This is a genomic window from Paenibacillus sp. W4I10 (assembly GCF_030816325.1).
GTDB lineage: Bacteria > Bacillota > Bacilli > Paenibacillales > Paenibacillaceae > Paenibacillus > Paenibacillus amylolyticus_B.
On the sequence record NZ_JAUSXX010000001.1, the window covers coordinates 1347738 to 1374617 of the forward strand.

Consider the following 26880-nt stretch of genomic DNA (forward strand, 5'->3'; position numbering starts at 1 on the left):
ATAGACAGCATGGACATACATGAGGAGGAGATACGTATGGGACAACATCAACTGCCCGAGACCATGAAGGCCGCTGTCATGACAGAGCCAGGACACATTATTATTGAGGAACACCCCGTCCCGCAACCGGCAGCGGATGAGGTGTTAATCCAGGTGATGGCTGTCGGGGTGTGTGGCTCGGATGTGCATTATTTTGAACATGGACGCATTGGCAGATTTGTGGTTGAGAAACCGATCATTTTGGGACATGAGTGTGCGGGGATCATTGCTGCTATTGGCTCGAACGTATCACGTCTGAAAACAGGGGATCGGGTTGCTATTGAGCCTGGGGTGACTTGCGGACGCTGCACGGCATGTAAGGAAGGTCGTTATAACCTGTGTCCGGATGTACAATTTCTGGCGACCCCTCCGGTGGATGGGGCATTTGTACAATACATGGTGATACGTGAAGATATGGTATTCCCGATCCCGGATCATCTATCTTATGAGGAAGCAGCTATGAACGAGCCATTCTCCGTTGGTATTCACGCTGCACGCCGCAGCAAACTGGCTCCGGGTACAACCCTGGCGATTATGGGCATGGGTCCCGTTGGACTCATGGCCGTGGCTGCTGCCAAATCTTTCGGTGTAGAGAAGATCATAGTAACGGATCTGGAGGAAGTTAGGCTGGAAGCAGCTCGCCGCATGGGTGCCACGCATACCATTAATGTGCGGAATGAAGATGCGCTGGCTGTGATTCGCGAGTTAACAGGTGGTGTGGGTGTGGATACCGCATGGGAAACAGCGGGGAATCCAAAGGCGCTACAATCTGCTCTGTATTCACTTCGACGTGGAGGGAAACTTGCGATTGTGGGCCTGCCTGCACAGGACGAGATCGCACTCAATGTTCCCTTTATCGCAGACAATGAAGTTGATATCTATGGCATATTCCGTTATGCCAATACGTATCCGGCAGGAATTGAATTTCTGAGCTCCGGCCAGCATGACGTGATGTCCCTGATTACAGATCGTTATTCACTCGAAGAGACACAGCAAGCGATGGAGCGCGCATTACACAATAAAAGCGGCAGTCTAAAGGTCATGGTATATCCGAACGGTATGTAAGAACAACCTGGAAGAGTCCTGCGGTTCAGGACTCTTTTTTGTTTTTTTTTTCAAAAAAGTATGGGTCAAGCTCCCATAACATGGTATAATTCATGAAGATTTTAATATATAAATGGATACACACCATATTGGTGAATAAGTACTTAGCGAAAGGAACTGAAGGTTGTGAGAGTACATGAATTTATGATACACGCTGATTTTCATCGGGATGATCTGATGTCGGTATCTTCTCAAGCGTCACGTTTTTCCTCGGATATTATTTTGTCGTATATGGAGTCTGAGCATGAGCATCGTGTAGATGTCAAAAGCCTGCTTGGAATGGCGTTACTACCCATTCGATATGGTAGTGTTGTCAGATTACAGACAAGAGGCAGGGATGAACTGGAGGCTTTGGAGTACATGTTGAATGTACTGGAGAAAGGGACGGCTTGACACCTGATTAGGTGAAAAATCACAGATGTCATAATTTTTTTAGCTATTCCTCAAAACCTGCTGGTACTTTGTCCAAAAAAAGAGTATAATAAAATTTAGTTTGATTCTAAAGAAGTACCCATATTAAAGGAGTGTAAATAGATTATGCCAAAAGTTGACATCCATCCAAAGACACAACTCGTAATTTTTTACGATGCAAGTGCTGATTTCAAATTCCTGAGTTCTTCCACGAAGTTCTCTAACGAAACTATGGAATGGGAAGACGGTAACTCTTACCCTGTAATCCGTGTGGACACTAGTTCCGCATCCCACCCGTTCTTCACTGGTAAACAAAGAAACGTGGATATCGGTGGTCGTGTTGATAAATTTAACCGTAAATACAACATCAACAAATAAGTTTGTCCATACATTACAAAAAACCTCGGGATTTGTCCTGAGGTTTTTTTGTGTACATTAAAAATTAATTCAACCAATTATTGCGCTTACAACACATTCGGATGTACACTAGGAAACGAGTACGAACATATTGGAGGAGGAAATAGAGATGAGCAGCATCACACATATGGTAACGTTTACACTTTACGCGGGTAAAGATACACCGGAGGCCGAAGCCTTTTTGAAGGAAAGTTCGGATGCACTGGCTGTCATTCCTGGCGTAGAGCAATTTCAGGTTCTGAAACAGGTAAGTGAGAAGAATGAGTTTGACTACAGCTTCTCGATGGTCTTTGCAGATCAGGCTGCGTATGATGCATACAACAATCACCCGGTTCACCGTCAATATGTAGAAGAGCGTTGGGAAAAGGAAGTCAGTCGCTTCCAGGAAATTGATCTTATTCAACATCATAATTAATAGTCTCCACATAGAGGAAAAAAGTTGAATTACCATATACAGCATTGAACAATGCTGTATATCTCTCTGAATAATCGTAATTAATGAACAAAAATAACATATTTCCGAAATCGTTTTCGATAGAATGAAATTCAAGGAGGTTTTCGCTGTTATGCAATTGGATCTCTCAGGAAAAACGGCTCTGGTTACAGGCGCAACCGGACAACTGGGTAGAGTAATCGCCCGCACATTGGCAGCCTGTGGCGCCAATCTGGCTCTACATTACATAAATAATGATACCAAGGCTCGGGAGCTTCAAGGTGAGATTGAAGCACTTGGTCGTAAGGCTGTAATTGTACAGGGGGATATTACCAGACAGGATACAGCATTTCGGATGCGTGATGAAATTCAGCCTGTCCTCGGCGGAGTGGATATCGTTGTTGCCAATGCAGTCATTCAATATGAATGGACAACGGTGTTGGAACAGTCTCCTGAAGATTACTTGAGCCAGTTTGAATCCTGTGTCATGCAGAGTGTGTATCTGGCCAAAGCTTTCATTCCACATATGCAAGATATCAGAGCCGGGCGGTTCATTGGCATTAATACCGAATGTGCGATGCAAAACTTCGCTCACCAATCGGCCTACACCGCTGGTAAACGTGGAATGGATGGCGTATATCGCGTGCTGGCCAAGGAAGTTGGCGAGTATCAGATTACCGTAAACCAGGTTGCACCTGGATGGACAATTAGTGAACGTGATCGTTCCAGTGAGCCTGGACATGATGAGGCATATACGCGTACTGTGCCGCTGAAGCGCAGGGGTGAGGATCAGGAGATCGCCAATGCGGTAGCTTTTCTCGCTTCGGATCTGTCCTCATTTATCACGGGTGCCTATATCCCGGTAAGTGGAGGCAATGTGATGCCTGCTATCTAGTGTCTGATTTGGATTTGGGAATTCACATGAAATAACAATAAACCTAGTTTAACCGTAATCCGTTTGTCATTCGACAAGCGGATTTTTTTGCATTTTGCTAACAATGAAATAACGGTTCAAGGGGCAGGTTTTTGTTTCATATATCCAGACATACATATGAGTTGGTTCGGTTTTCGAAAGATTGGGGTATAAGAATAGGTATATTAACAGAGTGGAAACATAATCAAAATGAGCAATTAAAGGAGACCCATCACTTATGAAAAAAACAGTCGCGGACGTTCTGGTTGAATCCTTATTGAACGCTGGCATCAAACGCATATATGGCATTGTTGGAGACTCCTTGAATGCAGTACTCGACTCCATTCGTCGTTCGGGCAAGATCGAATGGATTCATGTACGTCATGAAGAAGTAGCTGCATTTGCTGCTGGGGCGGACGCTCAGGTCAGTGGAAGTATCGCTGTCTGCGCAGGTAGCAGCGGTCCTGGTAATATGCATCTGATTAATGGTCTGTACGACTGTCACCGCAATCGTGTTCCTGTACTCGCTATCGCTGCACATATCCCAAGTGACGAGATTGGCAGTGAATATTTTCAGGCGACGCATCCGGAGTATCTGTTCCAGGAATGTAGCGATTATTGTGAAGTCATTACAACAGCAAAACAGATGCCGCGTTCTCTGACGATGGCCATTCAGACAGCAGTGGCACGTTCAGGTGTGTCCGTCGTTGTATTGCCGGGGGATGTAGCAGGACTTGAAGCAGCGGATCTGCCTGTGCCTGAGCACGTGTATCATGCGACCAATCCCGTGGTACATCCTTCTGAGCCGGAACTCGTGAAACTGGCGGAGTATCTGAATCAAGGCAAAAAAATTACGTTATTGTGCGGTGCAGGCTGCGCGGGCGCTCGGGAACCCCTTATGCAGCTCTGTGATCGCTTGAAATCCCCGATGGTTATTGCGCTACGAGGCAAGGAATATTTGGAGTATGACAACCCCTATTCCGTAGGTCTTACGGGTCTAATTGGATATTCATCCGGTTATCATGCCATGATGGACTGTGATGTACTATTAATGCTGGGAACGGATTTCCCATATCGTCAATTCTATCCCGAAGATGCAAAAGTCCTTCAGGTCGACATTCAATCTTCCCATCTGGGTCGGCGCACGAAGCTGGATTACGGCGTATGTGGGGACGTAAAAGCGACCATTGAAACTTTGCTTCCTTATCTAACAGAAGAACACAGTGACAAACATCTGCGTAAAAGTATGGATCGTTATGTGAAAGTACGTAAAGATCTGGACGAGCTGGCCGTTGGAAAACCGGGTAAAAAGCCCATCCATCCGCAGTACCTGACCAAGGTCATTAGTGATGCCGCAGCTGAAAATGCCATCTTCACCTGTGATGTCGGTACTCCGACAGTATGGGCAGCCCGTTATATCGAGATGAGCCGCAACCGCAGGCTGCTCGGTTCATTCAGTCATGGTACGATGGCAAACGCTTTGCCACAGGCAATTGGCGCTCAGGTCGCTGATCCGGGCAGACAAGTCATCTCTTTGTCGGGTGATGGTGGTATTACGATGCTGATGGGTGATCTGTTGACACTGAACCAGCATAATCTGCCGATCAAAGTTGTGGTGTTTAATAATGGAGCACTCGGTTTTGTTGAGCTGGAGATGAAAGCTGCCGGATTCCTGGAATCGGGAACAGAGCTTGTCAATCCCAACTTTGCGATGGTTGCTCAAGCCATGGGCATGGAAGGCATTCGGGTTGAGGATCCGGATGAACTGGAAGGAGCTGTACAGCGTGCGCTTCAGCATGATGGTCCTGTGTTGATTGACGTGGTGGTTAATCGTCAGGAATTGTCCTTACCTCCGAAGATTGATATTAAACAGGCGGAAGGATTCACCTTATGGATGATGAAAGCCGTGCTCAACGGACGCGGTGACGAAATTATTGAATTGGCAAAAACGAATTTGCTACGTTAAAGTGTTTTGATAAGCGGATATGCACCGTTTGAAGTTGTAGAGATACCGACTTAAAAAGTGTTGTATATGTAAAAGAGGAGCATGCAACAAGACGTTATAGTTGTGTGCTCCTTCAATATAAATGCTGAAAATGTGACAGGGAATATAGTATGAATGCATATTATATGATTTGTTTTTATGTCGAAAGTCTATTAGAATAGGTAAAGTCAAGAAGGTTTTAAGCCATTTTTGACCTACATATTGCATCATTGCATGTAAGTACGTTTCATATCGTATTCATCGATCCAATCACAAGATGACACACACACATGGAGGAGATCAACATGAGTCACGCAGGAAAAGTAGCCATTATTACTGGAGCAGGAAGTGGATTGGGCCAAGCAGCAGCACTAAAGCTGGCTGAGAAGGGTGCATCCATTGTCGTTGTGGATCTTGTCGAAGAGACAGGTCTTGAAACGGTTAAGCAGATTGAGAAGCTGGGAAGTAAAGCAATTTTTGTACAAGCAGATGTGAGTAAAGCACCTGAAGTTGAGAATTATGTGAAAAAAACAGTCGAAGAGTTCGGACGAATCGACATGTTCTTTAATAATGCAGGTATTGCAGGTCCTGGGATCAAGTTGATCGAACATACGATTGAGCAGTTTGACCAGATCATTGATATTAACCTGAGAAGTGTATTCTACGGGTTGAAGTATGTAATTACTGAAATGCTCAAAACAGGTGGAGGTTCCATTCTGAACACGGCCTCTACAGCCGGTATTGTTGGTGTACCTGCAGTTGCACCTTACGCAGCAACCAAACATGGCGTGGTTGGCTTGACGCGTACTGCTGCAATTGAATATGGCAAGGACAACATTCGTGTAAATGCGATTGCTCCAGGTACAATTGAGACGCCGATGGTCATTCAGTTCGGTAAAGACAACCCTGAAGTGTTCAAGGCAACCGTTGATAGCATTCCATCCGGACGTCTGGGAAGACCGGAAGAGATTGCTAACCTGGTTTCCTTCCTGCTTGGAGATGAAGCGCCGTATATCAATGGTGCAGTATATCCGATCGATGGTGCAGTTACGGCCCAATAAGAGTTCTGCTTATCCTTAATAGAATAGTCGTTAAAATGTTTAAAGAGAGGCCTCTGTATGCATACAGTGACCTCTCTTTTTGGTTTGTCTGTTGTACTACGAATTCATATCATGCACTGTTGTGCGATGTATTGGTTTGTGTACTTTTGAAAGGCGCTGAACGATACGAGCTTATAACGATGATGATGGCAACAGCAACCCCGACAGCGCCAATCCAGGTGATGGATGACAATGAAACGCTGCTGACAGCAATTCCACCAATACCTGCGCCGGCAGCCATCGCCAGTTGCATCACCGAACTGTTCAGGCTTAGCATAATGCCAGAGGATTCCGGAGCCATGGTGACCAGGTTATATTGCTGAGTTGGACCTGAGGACCATGCGGCAAAAGACCACAAAATCAGAACAAGGAAGACAGCGAGATGAGAGCTTGCTGTTATATTCAACAGGACCAGACTCACGATATGCAATGTCATGCCTGTGATCAGCGTTCGTTTGACACCCAAACGGTCAGCACCGAATCCTCCTGCTTTTGAACCGATCAGACTAGCTATGCCAAATGCGAGTAAAGCTGAACTGAGTAGTGCTTCGCTCATTCCTGAAACGGATACAAGATAAGGTGAAATGTACGTGTAGGCAATGGAATAACCACCTAACCAGAAAAAGGTCACCAGCAGTGCCAGTACAATTCGTGGCTGTTTGAGCAAAGACAGTTGTTTCTTCAGTGGAACAGGGGCTTCTGCTTTGGAAGGCGGAATGGCGGCCGCAATTACCAGCATGGCGAGGACTCCAAGAACGGCTATGCCGGCAAAAACGAGTTTCCAATCCCAAGATGCAGCAACGAGCCTTCCGAGCGGAACACCAACAATCAGAGAAGCCGTAAATCCAGTGATTACTGTGGCGATTGCACTAGCTTGTTTGCCCTCAGCCGCTATTTGGGAAGCGACCGTTAATGCCGTGACAACAACAACGCCCGCGCCCAAAGCCATCAACACGCGTGCTGTGACGAACAGTCCATAACCCGGCAACAGATAGGCAAGAACATTAGCCGCAACGAATAGACCGAGGAAGTATAGCAACAGCTTGCGACGGTCCCAGCGCGAAGTCAGTGCAATAATGACAGGTGTACCTAGCGCATATACGAGTGAAAAAATCGTAATGAGCTGTCCGGCAGCAATTAAAGAGATATTCATGGTATCTGCAATGCGATCCAAAATGCCGGCAATGACATATTCGGACGTTCCTACAAGGAAACTGACCAAGGCAAGAACATAGATTTTGAGCGTAGAAGACATGGAAACATAACCTCTTTCTGATTATAATTATTATATTTTTAGAAATATAGAAATAAAGACGATAGAACAAGACATGAATGCTCTGAATGCAACCGATCTACGAACGGTGATGTTACAACCTAGATAATGAATAATGGTATAAGTGTAAACTTAAGTGACCTAGTTCTACTAATAAATATCGTGCGTTGTTTCGATATTTCTAATTATATAGAAATATAACTCAAATTTTTTTTATTTATTTAGCAGATAGGGAACAAACTTTTGTGCGGTCTCCGTGTTCAGGCTGTAGTAGATATAAGTACCTTTCTTCTGCGATGTAAGCAGGCCGCAATCGGACAGCTGTTTCAGATGATGAGACAGAGTCGATAGGGCAACCGTAACAAGGCGGCTCTCCAGATCGGCAGGACACAGGTTGCTTTCGCCCGATAAGATCTGAATGATTTTGTACCGTGTTTGCTCGCCCAGTGCTTTATGAATTTTGACGACTTGTTCAATCTCATTCGAGTTTGATTGCATAATGATCCGTCCTTTCGTCTTTATTTCTTATTTCTAGTAATATAGAAATACAGTAGCATATGTCATTTGAAAAGTAAACTCTCGGACGAAGATTCCATAATTTCTACTGCGTCTGTGTTAACAGCCGAAAGTCTGGAGTAACTTCCCCCGAGAGTTATGTGAGTTGTATATTACCGATCCAGGGAATCAACATAGTCTTTGGCTTCCTTCAACGAAAGACCTCTGGCTTCACGAAGTCGTTTGATCGCCATAATTTTTTTCCCTTGTTGTATAAGTGTAAGCAGTTCCTGATCCAGATCCGTTTGACCCGGTGGGCTTGATTGGGAAGGAGATGCTTCCTTCGGCGACAAGGTGTAATTGAAATTGGAGCGTGGGCTAGCAATTGCGGTGGAACCATTCTCCAGACGCTCCACATCTCTTTTCAATTCATTTAATTGGCGTTGCAGGCTGGTGACTCGGACCAACAATACAAGGATCAGAAGCGACAGAACGATCCATACCAAGGTGTTCATTTCCATGATGTCATGTGCCTCGCTCTCATTTGGTCATATTTGGCCATTATTTAAGTTGAACCGGGATTTCCTTGACACCACGAACAATCATGCCAGGTCTCCATTCCAGTTCATTCACATCTGCCTGAAGCTGTATATTTGGAAAACGATTCAGAAGTGTGCTGACTGCAATCTCACCTTCCAGACGAGCAAGCGGGGCTCCGAGGCAAAGATGAATGCCTTTGCCAAAAGCCAGGTGTGAACTATTCTCGCGGGTAATGTCGAAGATATCAGCATCCTTAAACTGCTGTTCGTCCCGGTTGGCGGAATCAAGCGCAACGATGACAAGTTCACCTTGAGCAATATGCTGTCCACGGAATTCAATATCTTCCAGAGCCCACCGGGATGTGCTGAACTCCACCGGTCCGTTATAACGCAGCATCTCTTCAATGGCATTGTGAATAAGCTCGGGTTGCTTGATAAGAAGTTCGCGTTGCTCCGGATGCTCCAGCAGGGCGAGAATGCCGTTGCCGATGAGATTAACGGTTGTTTCATGACCGGCAATGATTAATAAAGAGACCACGCCAAGCAGTTCTTGTTCAGTTAACTGCTGCCCGGATTCTTCTGCAATGACGAGCTGGCTGATCAGATCTGTGCCCGGGTCTTGACGTACTTTTGCGAACCAGGCCGTAAGGTAATCCGTAAACTCCTTGGAATGCTGCTCAAACAGCTCAGCGCTCTCGGCTGTGGAAGCATCAATTACCGTATTGGACCATATGCGGAATTGATCACGATCCTGGGCAGGGACCCCCAGAATTTCACTAATAACAATGATGGGAAGCGGGAAGGCAAAGTCATCGATCAGATTCATTTTTTCCTGTGACGGGAGGTTGTCCAGCAGATCATCAGCAATGTCCTGAATATGGCTTCGCATGTTTGCGACCAGTTTGGGCGTGAACGCTTTCTGCACCAGTCCGCGAAGACGTTTATGATCTGGCGGATCGGAGAACAACATATTATTCGAGAAAATGCTTTGATTGTCAGCACCGTAACGTCGGACCATGTCTTTGCTGAAGCGAGGATCTTTCAGAATCTGTACTGCATCCTCGTATCGAGTAATCATCCAGCCGAATTCTCCTTGAGGAAACATGACTCGGAAAACGGGCTCTTCTTTTCTTAACTTTTCATATACCGGGTAAGGGTTATGCGTGAATTCTTTCGTGAAAAACGCTGGCTTTGAGGACTCGTTGGGTTCATTCGGGTTCAAATGCAAAATCTCCTCTCATATTCCTGCATAATACCTGCACCTTCTATATATTCAATACACAAGCTTTTGAAACCTTGTTTTTTCTTCATATGGATGATAGAGCAGGAAAATAGAGGAAGATGGAAGAAGACATGAGTAGAGAGAATCGTTTATTATGCTTGGTAAAAATGAAAATGAGGTGAACGCTGACATGTCTTACGCACAACTTCCTTTGCATCACCACCAGATTCCGGCAAGTCGAATGGTTCTTGGCTGTATGCGGTTTGGAGGTGAATGGGATGGGCTCCCCATTACTTCAGATCTTGTCGTAGAAGGTCATCGAGCGGTAGAAGCAGCTATCGAAATCGGCATTAATCACTTTGATCTGGCGGATATTTACACACGTGGTAAGGCAGAGCATGTCTTGGGGCGAGTTTTATCCGAAACTCCCGGCTTGCGTGAGCAGATCATTATACAGTCGAAGTGTGGTATACGTCTTGTAGGTGATGATGAAGGACCGCAGCGTTATGACACCTCAGGTGCACATATTCTGGCGAGTGTGGACGGTATCCTGGAACGGCTCGGGATCGATTATCTGGATATTTTGCTGTTACACCGTCCTGATCCGCTCGCCCATCCGCAAGAAATTGGAGACGCACTGGCTGAGCTGCATCATTCCGGTAAAGTGCGCCATTTTGGTGTGTCCAATATGGGTTCTGAACAGATTCGCCTTCTTCAGCTTCATAGTAAAGTACCCCTGATTGTGAACCAGCTGGAGATGAGTCTGGATAAAATCGGATTCGTAGAAGCCGGTGTGACAGTTAATCGGCCCCAAGCCAGAGACAACGTGTTTCCCTTTGGCACGATGGAATATTGTCAGGCAGAGCATATTCAACTGCAAGCTTGGGGTCCCCTTGCTCAGGGGCGATTTACTGGCAGGGTAGTTGAGGGACAGCGCGCGGAGATTGAGCATACGGCTCAACTGGTTGATCGAATGGCCAAGGAGTATGGGGTGACACCGGAGTCTATTGTACTGGCTTGGTTAATGAAGCATCCAGCAGGGATACAACCTGTCATTGGTTCGATTCGACCAGAACGGATTCTGGCCTGCCGTGATGCAACGAATATTGAGCTTACCCGTTATGAGTGGTACGAGCTGTATTCCGCGTCATGCGGACGTAGATTGTAAGTAGAGACTTCTGAGAGATTGGTTAGTTTCGATTAAAATTCATAGAGGTTGGATGAAATTTGAACATATAAGAAGACACAGGCTGCTGATGGCCTGTGTCCTCTTTGTAATAATCGGCTTCATTTGGTTGAAACACATTATCGAAAGTGTAATGAATCCTGAGGTCATATGGCCTACAATGCGTTTACATGGGTAATAAGCATGCTGATTCCGATCCGAAACCAGTGTGTTGGCACGGTTGTAAGGATATTTCACCTGCATATTTGCGCTAGAGGCTATGTCCATGGACTTAGGGAGAGGCTGATAAGAAGGACGTTTCAACCATTTTTATCGTTTTACGGGGTAGTTGTTCGAGGGCTGTGATAAAATGATAGGAATAAGAACATACGATCTGTTTATGTGAGAGGAGACACCTTGACGATGGAGATGCTTAAGCCACCCGCCGAGACATTATACGAGGTTGAATTACGCGCGCTGCGAGAGGAAGATCAGGGGAAACGCCCCCCGAACTGGCTGTTATCTCCCGCCTATGTGCGCGATTTTATTATAGGCAGGGATAAGCCTGCATTATTGAATGGAGAAGAGATCCCGATTACCCGCAAATTCTATGGCAATGACGTGTTAATTGAACGTGCAGTGGTTACTCTGGCAGGCAATCGAGGATTAATGCTCGTGGGAGAACCCGGGACAGCCAAGACCATGCTTAGCGAACTGCTGACCGCAGCAATCTCCGGAACCAGTCTGAATACGATTCAGGGTACGGCAGGCACGACGGAAGATATGATCAAGTATTCCTGGAATTACGCCATGTTGCTTGATAAAGGCCCTTCGGAAGCCGCACTTGTGCCATCACCGTTATATAACGGCATGAAGAAAGGCATTCTTACCCGTTTTGAAGAGATTACACGTTGTCCCGCTGAAGCGCAGGATAGTCTGATCAGTATTCTCAGTGACAAGGTCATGAGCATTCCTGAACTGGATGGTGGTGTACTGTTTGCCCAACCTGGATTTAACGTCATTGCTACAGCCAATATTCGGGATAAAGGTGTTAACGAAATGAGTGGTGCATTGAAACGTCGGTTCAATTTTGAAACGATCAAGCCCATTCATAACGTAAAGATGGAAGCCAAAATCATTGAATCCCAGGCACGAAGCCTGTTATTACATAGTGGAATTGATATTGAAATTAACCCGGATGTGGTTGAATTGCTGGCTACAACATTTATGGAACTGCGCACCGGCATGACACGGGAAGGATACAAGCTCGATACCCCTCAAGCATCCATGAGTACGGCGGAAGCGGTGTCTGTCTATGTTCAGAGTGCAATGACTTCCTATTATTACGAAGATAAAGCTATTGCACTGGATCGGTTGGTACAGAACATGCTGGGGACCATTGCAAAGGAAAACGACAAGGATCTGTCCATTCTCAAAACCTATTTCTCTAAGATCGTAAAAGAGCGTTCCAGAGAAGAGGGAATGTGGAAGGACTATTATGAGGAGAGAAAATGGATCGGTTAACAGCAGCACTGGACCCTGATGTTGATCAGTTACAATACTTGTTCGAGTCCCAAGTATATAACCTGAGTAATCATACGGTCTATTATCCAATACGACACCATAGCCCTGCATGTTCATATCACTTGTTACGATTAATTGGGGAGTACAAGCCGGATATTATTCTGATCGAAGGACCAGAGAGTGGTAATCCATTAATTTCGGTTCTGAGTGATGAGGCAACGATACCTCCTGTCAGTCTGTACTATACCTATGAGAGTGAATTGGAGAGAGAAGCCTGCTATTATCCGATGCTTCGGTATTCGCCTGAATATGTGGCTTTGAAAGAAGCAAAACGGCTGGATATTCCGGCGAAGTTTATTGACCTGGACTATCAACACTTCTCCACTCGTGCATCCAAATCCGGCCAGACAGAACAAAAGGAGATCTCCATTCAGGATGAAACCTTGCTTGCGGGGTCTGATTTCATTAACCGATTATGCCAAAAAACAAACTGTCGCAGTTTTGATGAATTGTGGGAAAAGGTGTTTGAGATTGGTGGCCTGGAGAAATCTACTGAGGCATTCGTGCAGGATGTATTCACGTATTGTACTTTATCCCGAATGTGTTATTCCACGGAACGATTACAGTCTTCAGGTGATCTGGCAAGAGAAGCACATATGAAACAAAATATTAAACAAGCGGTGCAGGAGCATGACCGTGTGCTTGTCATTACCGGTGGATTTCATACGTATGGACTGTTGATGTCAGAGAAACATGAATCTGAATTGGAACAGCCAGAAATGGATAAACAGCATGCAGACCAACGTTCGGATGGGCAAGGTAAACCAATTACGTCTCAACAAAGTGCGGTTGATCCAGATACGGTTCACCAACAAATGTACCCGATGGTCTATACCTTTGCTGAAGCGGATCGGCTCAATGGATATGCGAGCGGTATGCCTTATGTAAATTATTACGATCAGATCTGGAACCAGCTGCTTCGCAAAAAGAGTACACCGTATAATCTAACGGCTCTGGACTTGTTATCCCGGCTGATGCGCCAATTACGGGATGGTCACGAACATGTATCAACCAGTGATGCAATTGAGGCATACAGCATGATTCAGGGTCTTGCCGGGCTTCGGGGTAAAAGGGAAGGCGGCGTCTATGAGTTGATGGATGCAGCACTCTCTTCCTTTGTGAAGGGGGAGCTTACCTTGGCGACCGATAAACCGCTGCAAGAGCTGCAGCAGTTATTGACAGGAGACGTCATTGGAAGCGTGGCTCCCAATTCATTCAGTATTCCCATCGTGGAGGACTTCAAGGCGCGTTGTACAGAGTACAAACTGCAGATTCGCACAACAGGTCAACACAAGAAAGTGCTGGATCTGTATGCAAAACCGGAGCATCGTCAGATAAGCCAATTGATTCAATGCATCACCTATCTGGTTCCGGAATTCGCGAAACGGCAATCGGGGCCGGACTGGATCGCAGAGCGTGATATGAATCTTGTGCGCGAAACCTGGGTTTATATGTATTCATCCCGTATTGAAGCCAGATTGATAGAGAACTCTCTCTATGGTGGAACGCTTGCCGGGGCGGCTACACGCAAAATGGAAGAACAGATGCAAGAAATACCGGATCATCATAGCGGTGAACTTGCCCGACTCATGCTTCAAGCGTTGCTCATGGGACTTCAGAACACAGCGATGAAACTTTATGAACAGGTTCGCTCGGCGCTGAGAACCGACGGGAATTTTCTATCCTTATGTAACAGTCTGCATGTCTTGAACCGAATTCATCAACACCGCAGATTGCTGGGATTATCTGATGAGCAACATCTCCCAGACTTGGTCTCCGAAGCTTACAGGAATGCCGTAGACAAGCTGTTACAGCTCTCCAGAGCTAACCCGGATGAACATGAAGCCATTATTCAGGGTTTGAAGCTGCTAGCCATGCTCGCAGAGTCATCAGAGGAGCATTTTCAGGATGAGACATTCCGAATACATCTGAATGAGCTTCTGTCGGATCACCAGCTTCCGGCTCAGCTGGAGGGTGTGTGTGTGGCTATTTCCTCAGGGCTCGGTGACAGGCCCAGGGATGAGATTGTTGATCGTGCTCGCGGGTATATCCATGGTACACCGGATCAGACCCGTCAAACGGCACTTTTTTTACAGGGAGTATTCACTGTAGCACGTGACGCTTTTTTATATGAGGATCAGCTCTTATCTGAGTTGAATTATCTGATTGAACAGCTGTCATACGACGACTTCATCAGTATGGTACCGGAATTGCGGCTGGCATTCACCTACTTTACACCAATGGAGACGGGCTTGATTGCTGAACGGGTGGCGAGTCTGCATCAGGTTGAACCAGAGGAGATGTTGAGGCCTGCGGTGGATGAGCAGATGCTGATCCAGTCCAAAGCATGGGACGAAGCGCTTCGAAAGGAGTTTGCCGCATGGAAGCTAATATGAATGAAGCGAATCGGAGAACGGACGAAACCAGAGAAATCAATGAAAGTTCCAATCCGGATGGAAGCAACCGAGGGGATCAACATTCTGCTGAAACCTTGAATCGATGGCGTCTGATTCTCGGTGAATCCGCTGAAGAAGGGTTGAGTAATACAGACCAATATACTTCGGCTGAATTTCAATATACGGAAATCGATGAGATTCTGGGGTATCTGTATAACCGTGAATACGGTGAAGAACAAGGTTACCGAAAAGAGGGAGGACGCGGTGCGTCTAACCTGACTGTACCAAAATGGTTACACAAAGTCAGGGACCTATTCCCCAAACCAACGGTAGAAATATTGGAGAAACAGGCGCTCGATCGTTATGGGCTGACAGAATTGTTAACAGACAAAAAGCTGCTTGAATCCCTTGAACCAAACATGAATCTGCTCAAGAACATTATGCAGTTCAAAGGGCGGATGAAAGGTGAGGTGTTAAAGAGCGCCAAGGATATCGTTCGAACCGTGGTTGAAGAGCTCCGCAGCAAGCTGGAATCTCAGACCCGAGCCAGTATCACGGGCAAGCGCAGTCGCTATACCTCGAGTTCAGTACGATCCTTGCGCAATCTGAATTTCAAGCGAACCATCACCAAGAATTTGAAGAATTACGATAAAAACAAGCGCAGATTTGTGATTGATCGCCTCTATTTCGACGGAAATATACAGCCTCATAACAAGTGGAACATCATCATTGGTGTGGACGAGAGTGGCAGTATGCTGGATTCAGTCATCTACAGTTCGGTGATGGCCAGTATTTTCTACCGTTTGAATGCGTTGCGCACCCAATTATTCATATTTGATACGCAGGTTGTTGATCTGAGCGACAGACTGGAAGACCCCGTAGACGTGCTCATGAATGTACAGCTCGGCGGGGGGACACATATTACGAAAGCGTTGCGTTATGGCGAGACGTTAATCGATAATCCAGGCAAAACCATCTTTATTCTGGTCAGTGATCTGGAGGAAGGGTACCCGATCGCGCAAATGTACAAAGCCTGTAAAGATATCATCGATGCAGGATGCAAATTGCTGGTTCTCACCGCGCTCGATTTTAACGGGGATTCAGTCTATAACAAACATGCCGCCCAGACATTAACCAATATGGGGGCTCATGTAGCAGCAATTACGCCTAACGAACTCGCGGATTGGATTGGCGAGATCATCATTTAAATTCAAGGAGGAATGTGTAATGCTTACCGCAGACCGCGCAGTTGAAACTTTGGTGGAGAAATTCGCAGTAACTTGTTCAAACGAGTATTCATTAAAAACAGATCGCAGCACCGAAATTATCGATTACGTCTTGGGAACGACTGACAAGTTCCCGGATATGATGGGAAATTCGAGTCATTATGTGTATCAAACGATTGATCTGCTCATGAAGCTCGCTAAAAAAGACGATGGAGATATCTTTTACCGTGCCGGGGCTATTGTGATATATCTGGAATCCAATTATTCCAAAAGAAATTCATGGAGAACGGATGCCTTTACTGTCTGTATGGGAAATGACTCCGAAGCCTACGGATTGAGCGGGAAGAGCAAAAGCGCTGATCGCATGGATGGATTGTTGTCCCGGTTGGAGAAGATCAAACAGTTTGCAGGCGAGAACGAAATTCTGACTGAATTAAAGAGTAAATTAAAGCGTGCCCAGTGGCTTTTTGATTCCAAAAAAGCAGACAGTCAAGGGGATTACCGGGATGTAATTAATGCATTAATGCTGCTGCAACTATATTCAAGACTCAGTGACACGGCTTCTCATCTTGCAGAGGTTCAATCTTCTGTTCAATCGTTACCAGTGTTGTTCCAACATGTAATGGCTAATGATGCAGATAAGTTGCGGGGCGAGCTACATACGTTGATTGAACCTGTAGTGGTCAGTAATATTCAAGGAAAGCATAACGGATCTTCCCAAGAATTGAAGGATGAATTCCTCAAGGAGAAGCGTAGTCAGCTCATAGCTGAGCTGTATCCCAATACGTCTTTCTCTTCAAAAGAGCAATGTTCACACACTGTATTCCATCAAACTATGATGCTTGTGAGTGGTGCCTTGTTGTACCTGATTAACATTAGTGGAGGTAAACAACGGTTCCTTGATACAAATAGTGAGATTGGGCATGTTTTGCTTCACACAATACATCAATTACATGAGATTTATCCACTTGAAGTTCGCCGTTACTTGCTGAGTATGGACCCTAGAGCAAAAAGTCCAAATGATCTGCTTGCTGGACTTGTGCCTCTGCATGAGCCTTATCAGTTGGTTGAAATGTTGCGGGACGAGCTTAATTCGTACACGGTATCTTGGAACATGCTACAATCTGCGATCGCGAATCGTCCTGAACAAGCGATTCGAGCATACGAGATTATGAAACCGCCATTCCTCAAACTCTGCATTCAGAAATTCATGGAGGATCAGGGATTGGAGCTGCCCAATGCGGAGGGGTCCTTGGAGCAAGCGGTATTCAACGCTCTTCGGCATCCATTGGATGGGGGACGTCAAGGACTTGCGATTGCAAGATACTTAAGTGGGGAAAACACCCTTGAGGAATATTGGGAGGACCCGAATAGTCGCGGGTTGTTTAATCAACTGAATCGGGATAAGAAGCGTGTTCACAACCTCATTAGTATTAGTTTTCTGCCCTTGGACTCGGAGGCGATGCGCAGGTTCGCAATCCTGACCACTCATCCCGATTGGGCACTGGATATTATCTCGGACATGTACAATTCATACGCGTTTAGTGGAGAGCAGCTGCTTCAACGTTATGGGCAAGATCCTGAGGTGCAACGTGAGAAATTGCTAACCAGCCTGATCTCACTCAATGGCATGACCGACTATAGATACAAATCCATGCCTCATGACGAATACCGCCGAATCATTCAGCAGAATCTGGACTATGCACTGACACAGTACAAGAAACTGCCAACGGATACGCGCATTTTAATTCTGGAGATTACCTTTGAACAGCGTGATGAGTTATCGAAGAAAATATTGGCCGAAGCGATTCGTGCCGGATTGCAGGATTCTTCCAAAAAGGCCAACGGCGCGGCGTTAGCGGAATTCAACCGAATTCCTGATCAGGACTTGTATACGCTCGTCTACCTCTCGGAGAAAAAAGTGGGAATCAAAGAGATGGCTCTTACCGCAATCCGCAGTCTGGAAAACAGCAAGGAGCTGTACGGTGAGCTTTTGAAGACAGAGAAGGCAGAGGATTGGAAGAACCTGATTCAAATTCTGCTGGATACCGCAGATCTGAGCCCGGAGTATGCTCATGCTGCGCTCGCTGATCAGGCAGATAACAAAAAGCTGTCCAGATTAAGCTGGTTGTCCCTGAAAGACCTTCCTTCCCTGATGCGAACAGAGGACAATCAGCCGTTAGATGACCGAATTAAGCTTTATATTTTGGTGCAATCGCTGGATCACACGTCTGGACCCAATGAAAGATTAAATGAATTACGGGATTACGTAAGTGAGGCATCACTCGCTCGTTTTGCAAGTGAATTGCTTCAGGTCTGGATTCAAGAAGGTGCCCCCGCGAAAGAAAAGTGGGTGATGTATGTTTCAGCACTCTTTGGCGATATTCAGATTGTGAATATTCTGGCTCCGCAAATTAAGGAATGGACAGAAAACAGTCGTGGCGCGATTGCAGCAGACGCTGTAAAAGTGCTCGCTTATCTGAAAGATCCATCCGCTCTTATGGCGATTGATAAAATCAAACGTGGCGTGAAGAACCGTCAGGTGAAAGGTGCAGCAGAAGAAGCATTGCAGCTTGCAGCCGATAATATGGGACTTACCTCGGAACAACTGGAGGATCGGCTGGTCACTACACTTGGTTTTGATGAAAAAGGAACCATGCAGCTGAGTTACGGAGAGCGTTCCTTCCTTGTTAAGGTCAATGGAGCCTTACAAGTCGTTGTCTTAAATGAAGAAACGGGCAAATCCGTGAAGAGTCTGCCTGCTCCTGCACAGAAAGATGATCCTGAATTGGCAGCCCAGTCCAAGGCACGTTTCACGCAGCTGAAAAAAGATCTCAAATCCATGGTTAACATTCAGGCGCAGCGTCTGGAAGAGTCATTGTCCAAGCAACGTCTGTGGTCTGCCGATGAGTGGAAAGCACTGTTTGTACAAAATGTAATCATGCAAAAATTTGCTGTTGGTCTGATCTGGGGAACATATGAGGATGGCGCACTAATCAGCACCTTCCGTTATATGGAGGACGGCACCTTCAATTCCGTGGATGAAGACGAGGTTGATCTGCCTTCAGGTGCACAAGTGGGACTTTTACACCCGTTGGAACTGGATCAGGCAACGCTTGAAGGTTGGACAACGCAGTTGGAGGATTATGAGATCAAGCAGCCATTTGAGCAACTGAATCGTGAGATTCACCAGCCGGAAGATGAGGATAAAACGAAGAATGAATACGATCATCTGCCCGAGTCTGATTTTTCACCAACGGCTTTCCCCAAAGCACTGGAGAAATACGGTTGGATCAAAGGGCCTGCACAGGACGGCGGCTGGTATCATGAATTTTATAAAGAATACGGAGATCTTGTTGCGGAATTGCAATTCAGTGGTACGAGTATTACGTATTACGAGGGACTGGATGACATTACCCTGGAATCCCTACATTTCTTCAAACCGAATAACAAGCAATATTATTACTATGGTGACAACAAACCCATTGCTCTAGGCAACGTTCCAGGTCGCGTGTTCAGTGAAACGATCTACGATATTCTGAGAGCAACGGGGCGTTGATGACGTGAGTGGATTCAAAGAGAAATTCCGAAGTTTTTCGAAGCTGTGTACAGAGGATTATCTGATTCGGTATGCCAACAAAGGGTTGTACAAAAGGTCTTTGAAAGAGTTGGACAATGGTGTAAGTGTAACGTACACATGGAATGAATCATCTGTGAGTTGTCAGCTCAGTGAAGGGACAGAATGTACGCTTGAAAATACGCTGGATCGTTGGGAATGCTCCTGCCCGGCCGATCATATCTGCAAGCATGTGCTGATTGCCATACTATATGATCAACGGGAATATAAGGCAGAGGATTCAATGAATGCAGACGAGAAGCATGCGCTGGATAAGGATTCAGGGATATCGGATAATGATCCGTTGGACGTACCAAAAGACGTATCCGTAACAGAATCAGCATCAAACTTAGTATCAAACGTGGATGATCCAAGCGAAATTCCGCATACGGTATCACGTGAGATCGAGTCTCGCTTCCGCTGGATGACGGAGTCTGACCTTACTGTGTTAATTAAATCGTATAGTTCTTCCATGATTGAGGAAGTTGTTTTCCGACTGAGGTACCCAGAGGAAATTAAGATCATTGAAGATTCACTTCTTACGGTTCATCTGACCACCCAGAATATCGAGGTGTCTTTTACGGAGGAACCGAACCTTGCAAAAGCACTATGTAAGGTGCAGCAGACTGCTGGGAAAATGGCCAAGCTTGAAGCTTTGCTACGATATCGGAACCTAAAAGGGCTGGATGATACGGATGCATTAAGTGGACGGGTGTACGAAGCCAAGTTCTCTTTGCAGACGGTGCAGGAATGTCGGGTTATGCTGGCAGGATTGTTGAAGACGGGACTGGCCCGCCTTCCTCAGTCCTATATGGCACAACTGGAGACTTTGGCAATCGCTGCTCATAGTGGCAACCTGCCTGACATAGAACGCAGTTTGCGAGGGATTCAAGGGGAACTACAGTTGTTTTTTAACAGACATATACGTTTCTCCATGCAATCCATGTTGGATCGGATAAGTAAGCTGTATCTTGCACTCCGGGTTCTTGAAGAAGAAAAGGTATCTGTCATTCAGCAGAGTCAGCTCATTAGCAGTTTTCGAAGTAAATACTTTACGGTGCCTTCACTTCACCTGTATGGACTGGGAGCTGATGCGTGGGAGACACGATCCGGTTTCCGTGGAATCACCTATTATTTCTATTGCTTCGATGATGAGGAAATCTACACCTATAGCGATGTACGTGCTGTATATTATGATGATCAGCAGTTCTCATATACAGAGCATTATGGTGCATTCACACCATGGCTGCCTAATCTGACCTTTCGCCAGTTTGTGGGTGAAGAAGTTCAATTCCATTCAGTTAAAGTGAATGAAGAACGCCGGATATCTTCCGGGGAAGGTGCCAAACTTGCTATTTTGCCACGAACAGGTGTGGAAACGTTGAATATGGGCAAAACCATGCAAGATGTAAACTCTGTACTTCAAGAGGAATCGCGATCGTTCGACTTGTTTGCTACTCCCAAAGAACGATTGGCTGTGATTAAAGTGGCTCGAATTGTGGACCATAGCTTTGTCAAACAAACGCAGGAGCTTGTCCTGACGGTTGAGAATACCGAAGGGGAAAGACTGGCGCTCACTCTCCCGTATTCATCTGACTGGCAGGCGATGATCCAAAGACTGGAGTCAGGATATGGTTCCCAATCGCTTGAACACTTCTATGCCTTTGTACGTGTGGAACTCAAACGGATTAGCCCAATCAGTTTCCTGAAGGGTCAAACGGTGCTCAGTCTGAAACTGGATATCGGTAATGGGAGGATGGGCAGACTTGGAAGAATATAATCAGTTCATGCAGAGAATTAACGGCTGGTCAGAAGAGTTGCTGCTGCGCGGGTTATCCCAGTTTGCGATCCGGGATATCGATGTGCTTGAGCAGCTCGCAGCGGAATCCTCGCGGTTGCAGATGAGTTTCCTGCATGAGTTGTTGAATCACCTCATCAAGGAAGGGCGTAGCGTGGCTCTTGGACAAGGTAATGAAGAGTTGCTGTTATTTCAGTATTGTCGTCTCACCCAATATGTACAGCTCAGTGTGCAAGAAGAGGCGTAATATTGGTTAGTATTCCAAGCGAAGGCACATGAAGCGATATGATGTAATAAATAAGATATAGTATAGAATATAGAAGATTTGCAGAAGGCCTCTAGGTCACTGCAAATCTTTTTTTATCGTGGAGTAAGCAAAAGTCATTTGCCAAACGAATATAGGTAGGAAGCACGGATCAACACGAGCATTCGTGATATGAGCATGGAAGGGAGGGATACATAATCGTGGAAGAAGAACAAATACGGAAGGCAGTAGTGAATCGTGATCCTGAAGCCATGGAATGGGTGATGAACCACTACGCAGGTTTGTTATGGAAGATTGCTTATTCCATCCTACATCATGCATCGGCAGAAGAGATTGAAGAATGCGTAGCAGATACATTTTTTGCTTTTTGGCAGAATCCGGATGCATTCCAATCTGGGCGAAGTAGCTTGAAAAATTACCTTGCAACAATCACAAAACATAAAGCGATTGATCGCTACCGGAAACTTAATCGAAGAACTGAGCTTACATATGAAGAGGAGATTCATTCGGTGCAAACGGATGATTTGTTGGTTCAGATGATCAGTAAAGAGACATATACGGAACTTAATCAAATGATTGACTCTTTTCCAGAACCGGAACGGGAGATTATGAAACGTCGGTTTTACGAAGGACAGAGACCCCATGAGATATCGGAAGCGTTGTCCCTACACGTTAGGCAAGTCCATAACAAGCTTTATCGCTCCAGGCAACGATTGAGGACATGGTGGATGAACAGGAAATAAAGGAGGCGATCAAATGCGAAAATCCGAGAAAGAATTCACTGAGCAGAACCTCTTTAATATTAAAAAGTTGTTCTATGATAAATTGGCGATGAATGAACCACCGACCATTACGAGATCAGATTCATCATTTTATCCACCTGTATTATATCCATCCGCTCCATCCGCACAGACCAAGAAGTCCATGAATAAAAGAAAAAGGTATCGCAAAGCCATCTATATTCCTGTAACCGCTGCCTTATCGTTATGTCTTGTTACAGGTGCAGCTGCATCGGTGGGCATCATTGACCTGCCTTCTATTCTTCATTTTCTAGGTGCAGATCGGATTGGCATTCTTCAGCCTGTTCATCAGGTGAGTGAAGATCAAGGGATTCGAATGGAGGTTATAGGTGCTGTCAGGGACGGAGATACAACGGAAATCTATGTTTCTTTGTCAGATCTGACGGGTCAACGTATTGACGAGACGCTGGATGTATATGATTACAGGGTCACCGGAGGTAATGCAAACAACGCTCAAATTATTCATTATGATGAAGCTAATAAAACGGCTATTGTTCGATTCCTCATTCAAGGAAAAGTCAGCAAAAATCGAATTACTGTTCAGATTAATACGCTGATGTCAGGTACATCTCTTCAAGATGGTTACAACGTACAAGTGGACTGGGAGAAGTTGCTACAAGAAAAGCAAAACAATAGTTATGAAATCCTGGAGCGAGATCGTATAAGTGGCTTGGGAGGTAAAACCGATATTCAATTGGAAACCGATCCAATTCCGGTACTGCATCAGGATGTAACGAATATCCCTGTTGAGGGTATTGATTGGATGCATATTTCCAATATGGGTTTTGTGGATGGCAAGTTACACATTCAGATTAATCCGGATAATGAGATTGGCGAGTATAATCATGGATATTTCTACTTCACGGATGAGCAAGGTCGAAAGCTCGATATACCTGAATATTCCGTTAGCTATGGACATTATATGAAAGATGGGGTCGGGTATGGAGGAGATTATGAGGAGTTTGTGTATGATCTGTCTGCTGTTGACGAATTAGATAAGCTGAGACTTCAAGGCAGCTTTACGAGTATTAGTGAAGTTGTAAAGGGGAATTGGAAAACGACGTTTAACTTGAGTCAAAATGCTTTGAGTAAAACAGGAAACATTCAGCTTGATGCAAATGGAGGCTTACAGGCAAATGTAACTCTTTCCTCGGTTGGAGTCACACTTACAGGTGAGGCACTTAGCAAGATTCGGGTGGAGGACTTGAGTATTGAAGTTCACCTGAAGGATGGTACAAAGTTGTCTGGCGCATCCGGTTTCCTTCAGCTGGATCAGGATCTCATCAAGTGGATATCCCCTAAGACCATTCCGGTGAACGATGTGAGCTATCTGCTACTCAATGGGGAGAAAGTAACTTTGCAAGATAGATAATATGAAAAGTGAATCAAAGAATCGGGGGATAAGTGCAATCAGAAGGTTGTTCTGTCATCGGAGTGGTACGTGTGAATATTCTTTAGTTCAACTTATATAAAATGAATTACATGTCATATCCCGATTTATGACGCATACCATTAGGCGAATGCGGTCATAAGGGAGGAAACTGAGATGTCCATGAGCGAACCGCTGTTAACGCAAATTGTGAATCAACATATTCCGGCTGGTGCAACGGTCGTCACTATTGATAAACCTGTTCAACATCCAGCGATTTATGCGGCAGATCTTACCGGTGACGGTATGCCGGAGATTGCTGCAGTCTATCAGTTGAATGGTGAGCTGTATTTGCTCATTCTGAAATTTGTTCAAGGACATTGGATCAAGATGGCACTAATTAAGGGATTGGGGTATGGGGTGACTTTAATGACTGCAGCCCCTGTAACTTCAACGGCAAGGAACAATCTCATTATCGGTTGGCGGATTGGTTCTATTTGGTCTAAGCTTGCCGTATATGAGTGGACGGAATCAGGGCTTAAAGATCTGGCGCCTGACGATCTATACTATAGCTATGCAGAAATTATAGATATGCCTGGTCCACATGGTCGAGATGGCAAGGTGGAGATTGCACTCTGGATTCATGATACAGGGGAAGCCTATCGTGTGGAGATTATCCGATGGCAGAATGGGAAATGGGTTCCTGCACCGGATGTATATGCAACCTATTATCCAAAAGTGGTGGAATATTACGAGCAACTAACCCAGCAATATCCTGATTATATCTTTTACTGGTATTACCTTGCAGATGCTCAGTACCATGCCGGCCAGTATCCGGCAGCACTCGCTTCCGTTCAGAAGGCACTCAGTTTCCCGGAAGCTTATCCTTCCAGAGAAGTACTACAAGAGCTGGAAAAGAAAATTAAGCAGGCGATGGTCCCTGTAAGCCATGCCCGGGTAACGACGTGGTTATATCCAATCTCCGTTCGAACTACGAGTGGGACGCGTTGGGGGTATATGGATGCACAAGGCCACATTCGGCTTGAGCCGGTATTGAATGACGCGCAAGAGTTTCAGCCCAATGGGTTGGCTGTGGTTGTGAAGGATGGTCGAGCCGGTGTGATTAACCTTCAGGGGCAGTATGTCGTTCAACCTGTATACGATTCCATCAATTCCTTTTCCGAAGAACGGGCGATAACAATTGATTCTCAAGGATTTAAGATGATTAATGAACAAGGTACAGTCCTGACCAAACGGGCGTACCCGTATATCTCGAATATGAACGACGGTCGAGCTTTATTTTACGATTCAAACCCTGGTCAGGCAGATGGTTCGGTGAGTCGGTATGGTTATCTGGATGCGTCGGGCAATGAGGTGATACCTGCACAGTTCGCTTCGGCGAATGATTTTCAAGATGGCAAAGCGGTTGTGCAGATTAAGGACAATGAATATGCGCTCATTAATCGCAATGGACATCGGCTCGCAACATATCCATATGCCTATGTGGGACCACTGGGGGATGGACTGCTTGCTTTTCAAAAAGAAACCTCGGGCAAATATGGGTACATCGACGAACGGGGTAATATTCGCATTCAGCCCAAGTTTTCATCGGCATTTCCTTTTAGCGGCGGGCAAGCGATTGTTAATACAGCAGAGGATTACAAATCGAACTATGGTGTCATTAATACGGAGGGATCGTTTATCATTCAACCCGCCTATAATGACATCCGCGAACTAGGCGAGCATCGTTATGCGCTGGGGCAAGCAATTAATCCGGAGCAGCCTTACATTGGCTCTGTATACGCGATTGCAGATACCAATGGCAGAAGACTTACGGAGTTCCTATATCGCGAAGTAGGTAATTACAAAAACGGCCTTGCTTCCGCATCGGATGGAAGACAAACCTATCTGCTGGATCTGAGTGGAAGACCTGCCGCTGGGTATCCGCATGTAGAAGGTTCGGGTACGCTGGAGGTCGTGGCACCAGATCTGATTAAGGCCTATGTAGACCAGCGCTTATCGTATGTGAATCGGGCCGGACAGATCATCTGGCGGCAAAATACAATCGTTCCGCTTCATCCGCCGTACCGTGTACGCGAAGAGAAGTACAAACCAAACAGGGACTACCTCGTATATTATCCGCAGGTGGAGGGATTAACGAACCAAGCGGAGCAGCTTGCGCTGAATGCCAGGTTGAAGCAACTCTCCCAGGTTAAACCGATCCCTGCGGATCAGCAGCTGGATTATACGTATACAGGGGATTTTGATATTACGTTTTATCAGCAGCAATTGTTGCAACTGCAACTCACAGGTTATAACTACCCGGCGGGTGCAGCGCATGGCATGCCTACGATGATCTATGCGATCATTAATCTGACGAATGGTCAGTTGTATGAGTTGAAGGATTTATTTAAGCCGAATAGTGACTACGTAAAAGTGTTAAGCCAGATTGTGGGGGATCAGATCAAAAATGATCCTCAATACTCGTATGTGTTTCCGGACACCTATACGGGGATTAGTGCGGATCAGCCGTTTTTTGTCACAGCGGATGCTCTGCATCTCTACTTCAACCCATATGATATCGCACCCTATGCAGCAGGGTTTCCAACGTTTACAATTCCGTTTGTTCAGATCAAGGATATCATTAATACAGAAGGTTCGTTCTGGAGAGCTTTTCATAGTTGATTGAGTACAGCCAACATTTTAACGTAAATATACGCTAAGGACGTTA

21 protein-coding genes are annotated in these 26880 nt (G+C 45.7%); 17 read left to right on the forward strand and 4 right to left on the reverse strand.

Features of this window, described 5'->3' with window-relative positions; all coding sequences use genetic code 11:
* Positions 1–36 precede the first annotated feature (36 nt).
* From QF049_RS06220 to QF049_RS06250, 7 genes are all read left to right on the forward strand, one after another.
* Positions 37–1104 (forward strand): NAD(P)-dependent alcohol dehydrogenase, encoded by a 1068-nt coding sequence (locus QF049_RS06220; protein WP_307535707.1) that lies wholly within the window; start codon positions 37–39, stop codon positions 1102–1104.
* A gap of 183 nt (positions 1105–1287) precedes the next feature.
* The gene (locus QF049_RS06225; RefSeq protein WP_017688214.1) at positions 1288–1536 is read left to right on the forward strand and encodes an HPr family phosphocarrier protein; all 249 of its coding nucleotides are present in this window, start codon (positions 1288–1290) and stop codon (positions 1534–1536) included.
* Positions 1537–1680: 144 nt separating this feature from the next.
* A complete protein-coding gene (locus QF049_RS06230) occupies positions 1681–1932 on the forward strand; it encodes a type B 50S ribosomal protein L31 (protein ID WP_062834756.1) in 252 nt (83 codons plus the stop codon).
* Between the two features lie 148 nt (positions 1933–2080).
* On the forward strand, positions 2081–2386 hold the full coding sequence (locus tag QF049_RS06235) for a Dabb family protein (protein WP_076317704.1): 306 nt from the start codon (positions 2081–2083) through the stop codon (positions 2384–2386).
* A 151-nt stretch (positions 2387–2537) separates the two neighbouring features.
* The gene (locus QF049_RS06240; RefSeq protein WP_307535711.1) at positions 2538–3299 is read left to right on the forward strand and encodes an SDR family NAD(P)-dependent oxidoreductase; all 762 of its coding nucleotides are present in this window, start codon (positions 2538–2540) and stop codon (positions 3297–3299) included.
* A gap of 256 nt (positions 3300–3555) precedes the next feature.
* Positions 3556–5283, forward strand: a complete 1728-nt coding sequence (gene poxB / locus QF049_RS06245) for a ubiquinone-dependent pyruvate dehydrogenase (protein ID WP_307535713.1) — start codon at positions 3556–3558, stop codon at positions 5281–5283.
* 323 nt (positions 5284–5606) lie between these two features.
* Positions 5607–6362, forward strand: a complete 756-nt coding sequence (locus QF049_RS06250; RefSeq protein ID WP_076250445.1) for an SDR family NAD(P)-dependent oxidoreductase — start codon at positions 5607–5609, stop codon at positions 6360–6362.
* A 109-nt stretch (positions 6363–6471) separates the two neighbouring features.
* Here the strand turns inward: QF049_RS06250 and QF049_RS06255 are convergent, their stop codons facing one another.
* The 4 genes from QF049_RS06255 to QF049_RS06270 form a co-directional block, all read right to left on the reverse strand.
* Complete coding sequence (locus tag QF049_RS06255) at positions 6472–7656, reverse strand: MFS transporter (RefSeq protein WP_307535715.1); 1185 nt, start codon at positions 7654–7656, stop codon at positions 6472–6474.
* Between the two features lie 231 nt (positions 7657–7887).
* Positions 7888–8172 carry an ArsR/SmtB family transcription factor gene (locus QF049_RS06260; protein WP_036613842.1) on the reverse strand — a complete coding sequence of 95 codons (285 nt, stop codon included), beginning with the start codon at positions 8170–8172 and terminating at the stop codon, positions 7888–7890.
* Between the two features lie 170 nt (positions 8173–8342).
* Positions 8343–8690 (reverse strand): ribosomal protein L7/L12, encoded by a 348-nt coding sequence (locus tag QF049_RS06265; protein ID WP_307535717.1) that lies wholly within the window; start codon positions 8688–8690, stop codon positions 8343–8345.
* A gap of 40 nt (positions 8691–8730) precedes the next feature.
* Entirely contained in the window at positions 8731–9930 is a 1200-nt protein-coding gene (locus QF049_RS06270) for a cytochrome P450 family protein (RefSeq protein ID WP_307535719.1), read from the reverse strand.
* Between the two features lie 190 nt (positions 9931–10120).
* Between QF049_RS06270 and QF049_RS06275 the strand changes: the two genes are divergently transcribed.
* The 10 genes from QF049_RS06275 (at position 10121) to QF049_RS06320 (ending at position 26834) form a co-directional block, all read left to right on the forward strand.
* Positions 10121–11098, forward strand: a complete 978-nt coding sequence (locus tag QF049_RS06275) for an aldo/keto reductase (RefSeq protein ID WP_307535721.1) — start codon at positions 10121–10123, stop codon at positions 11096–11098.
* A gap of 420 nt (positions 11099–11518) precedes the next feature.
* Entirely contained in the window at positions 11519–12619 is a 1101-nt protein-coding gene (locus QF049_RS06280; protein ID WP_307535724.1) for an ATP-binding protein, read from the forward strand.
* Entirely contained in the window at positions 12607–15075 is a 2469-nt protein-coding gene (locus QF049_RS06285) for a DUF5682 family protein (RefSeq protein ID WP_307535727.1), read from the forward strand. The genes QF049_RS06280 and QF049_RS06285 overlap by 13 nt, the downstream gene beginning before the upstream one ends.
* Entirely contained in the window at positions 15060–16283 is a 1224-nt protein-coding gene (locus QF049_RS06290) for a VWA domain-containing protein (RefSeq protein ID WP_307535730.1), read from the forward strand. The genes QF049_RS06285 and QF049_RS06290 overlap by 16 nt, the downstream gene beginning before the upstream one ends.
* 19 nt (positions 16284–16302) lie before the next feature.
* Positions 16303–19860 carry a DUF4132 domain-containing protein gene (locus QF049_RS06295; RefSeq protein ID WP_307535732.1) on the forward strand — a complete coding sequence of 1186 codons (3558 nt, stop codon included), beginning with the start codon at positions 16303–16305 and terminating at the stop codon, positions 19858–19860.
* A gap of 4 nt (positions 19861–19864) precedes the next feature.
* The gene (locus QF049_RS06300; protein ID WP_307535735.1) at positions 19865–21697 is read left to right on the forward strand and encodes a hypothetical protein; all 1833 of its coding nucleotides are present in this window, start codon (positions 19865–19867) and stop codon (positions 21695–21697) included.
* Positions 21684–21962: a hypothetical protein gene (locus QF049_RS06305; RefSeq protein WP_307535737.1), complete on the forward strand. Its 279-nt coding sequence runs from the start codon at positions 21684–21686 to the stop codon at positions 21960–21962. The genes QF049_RS06300 and QF049_RS06305 overlap by 14 nt, the downstream gene beginning before the upstream one ends.
* Before the next feature lie 218 nt (positions 21963–22180).
* Positions 22181–22723 carry a sigma-70 family RNA polymerase sigma factor gene (locus QF049_RS06310; RefSeq protein ID WP_091019415.1) on the forward strand — a complete coding sequence of 181 codons (543 nt, stop codon included), beginning with the start codon at positions 22181–22183 and terminating at the stop codon, positions 22721–22723.
* Between the two features lie 13 nt (positions 22724–22736).
* On the forward strand, positions 22737–24152 hold the full coding sequence (locus tag QF049_RS06315) for a hypothetical protein (RefSeq protein ID WP_307535740.1): 1416 nt from the start codon (positions 22737–22739) through the stop codon (positions 24150–24152).
* A 174-nt stretch (positions 24153–24326) separates the two neighbouring features.
* Entirely contained in the window at positions 24327–26834 is a 2508-nt protein-coding gene (locus QF049_RS06320; protein ID WP_307535742.1) for a WG repeat-containing protein, read from the forward strand.
* The last annotated feature ends 46 nt before the right edge of the window (positions 26835–26880 follow it).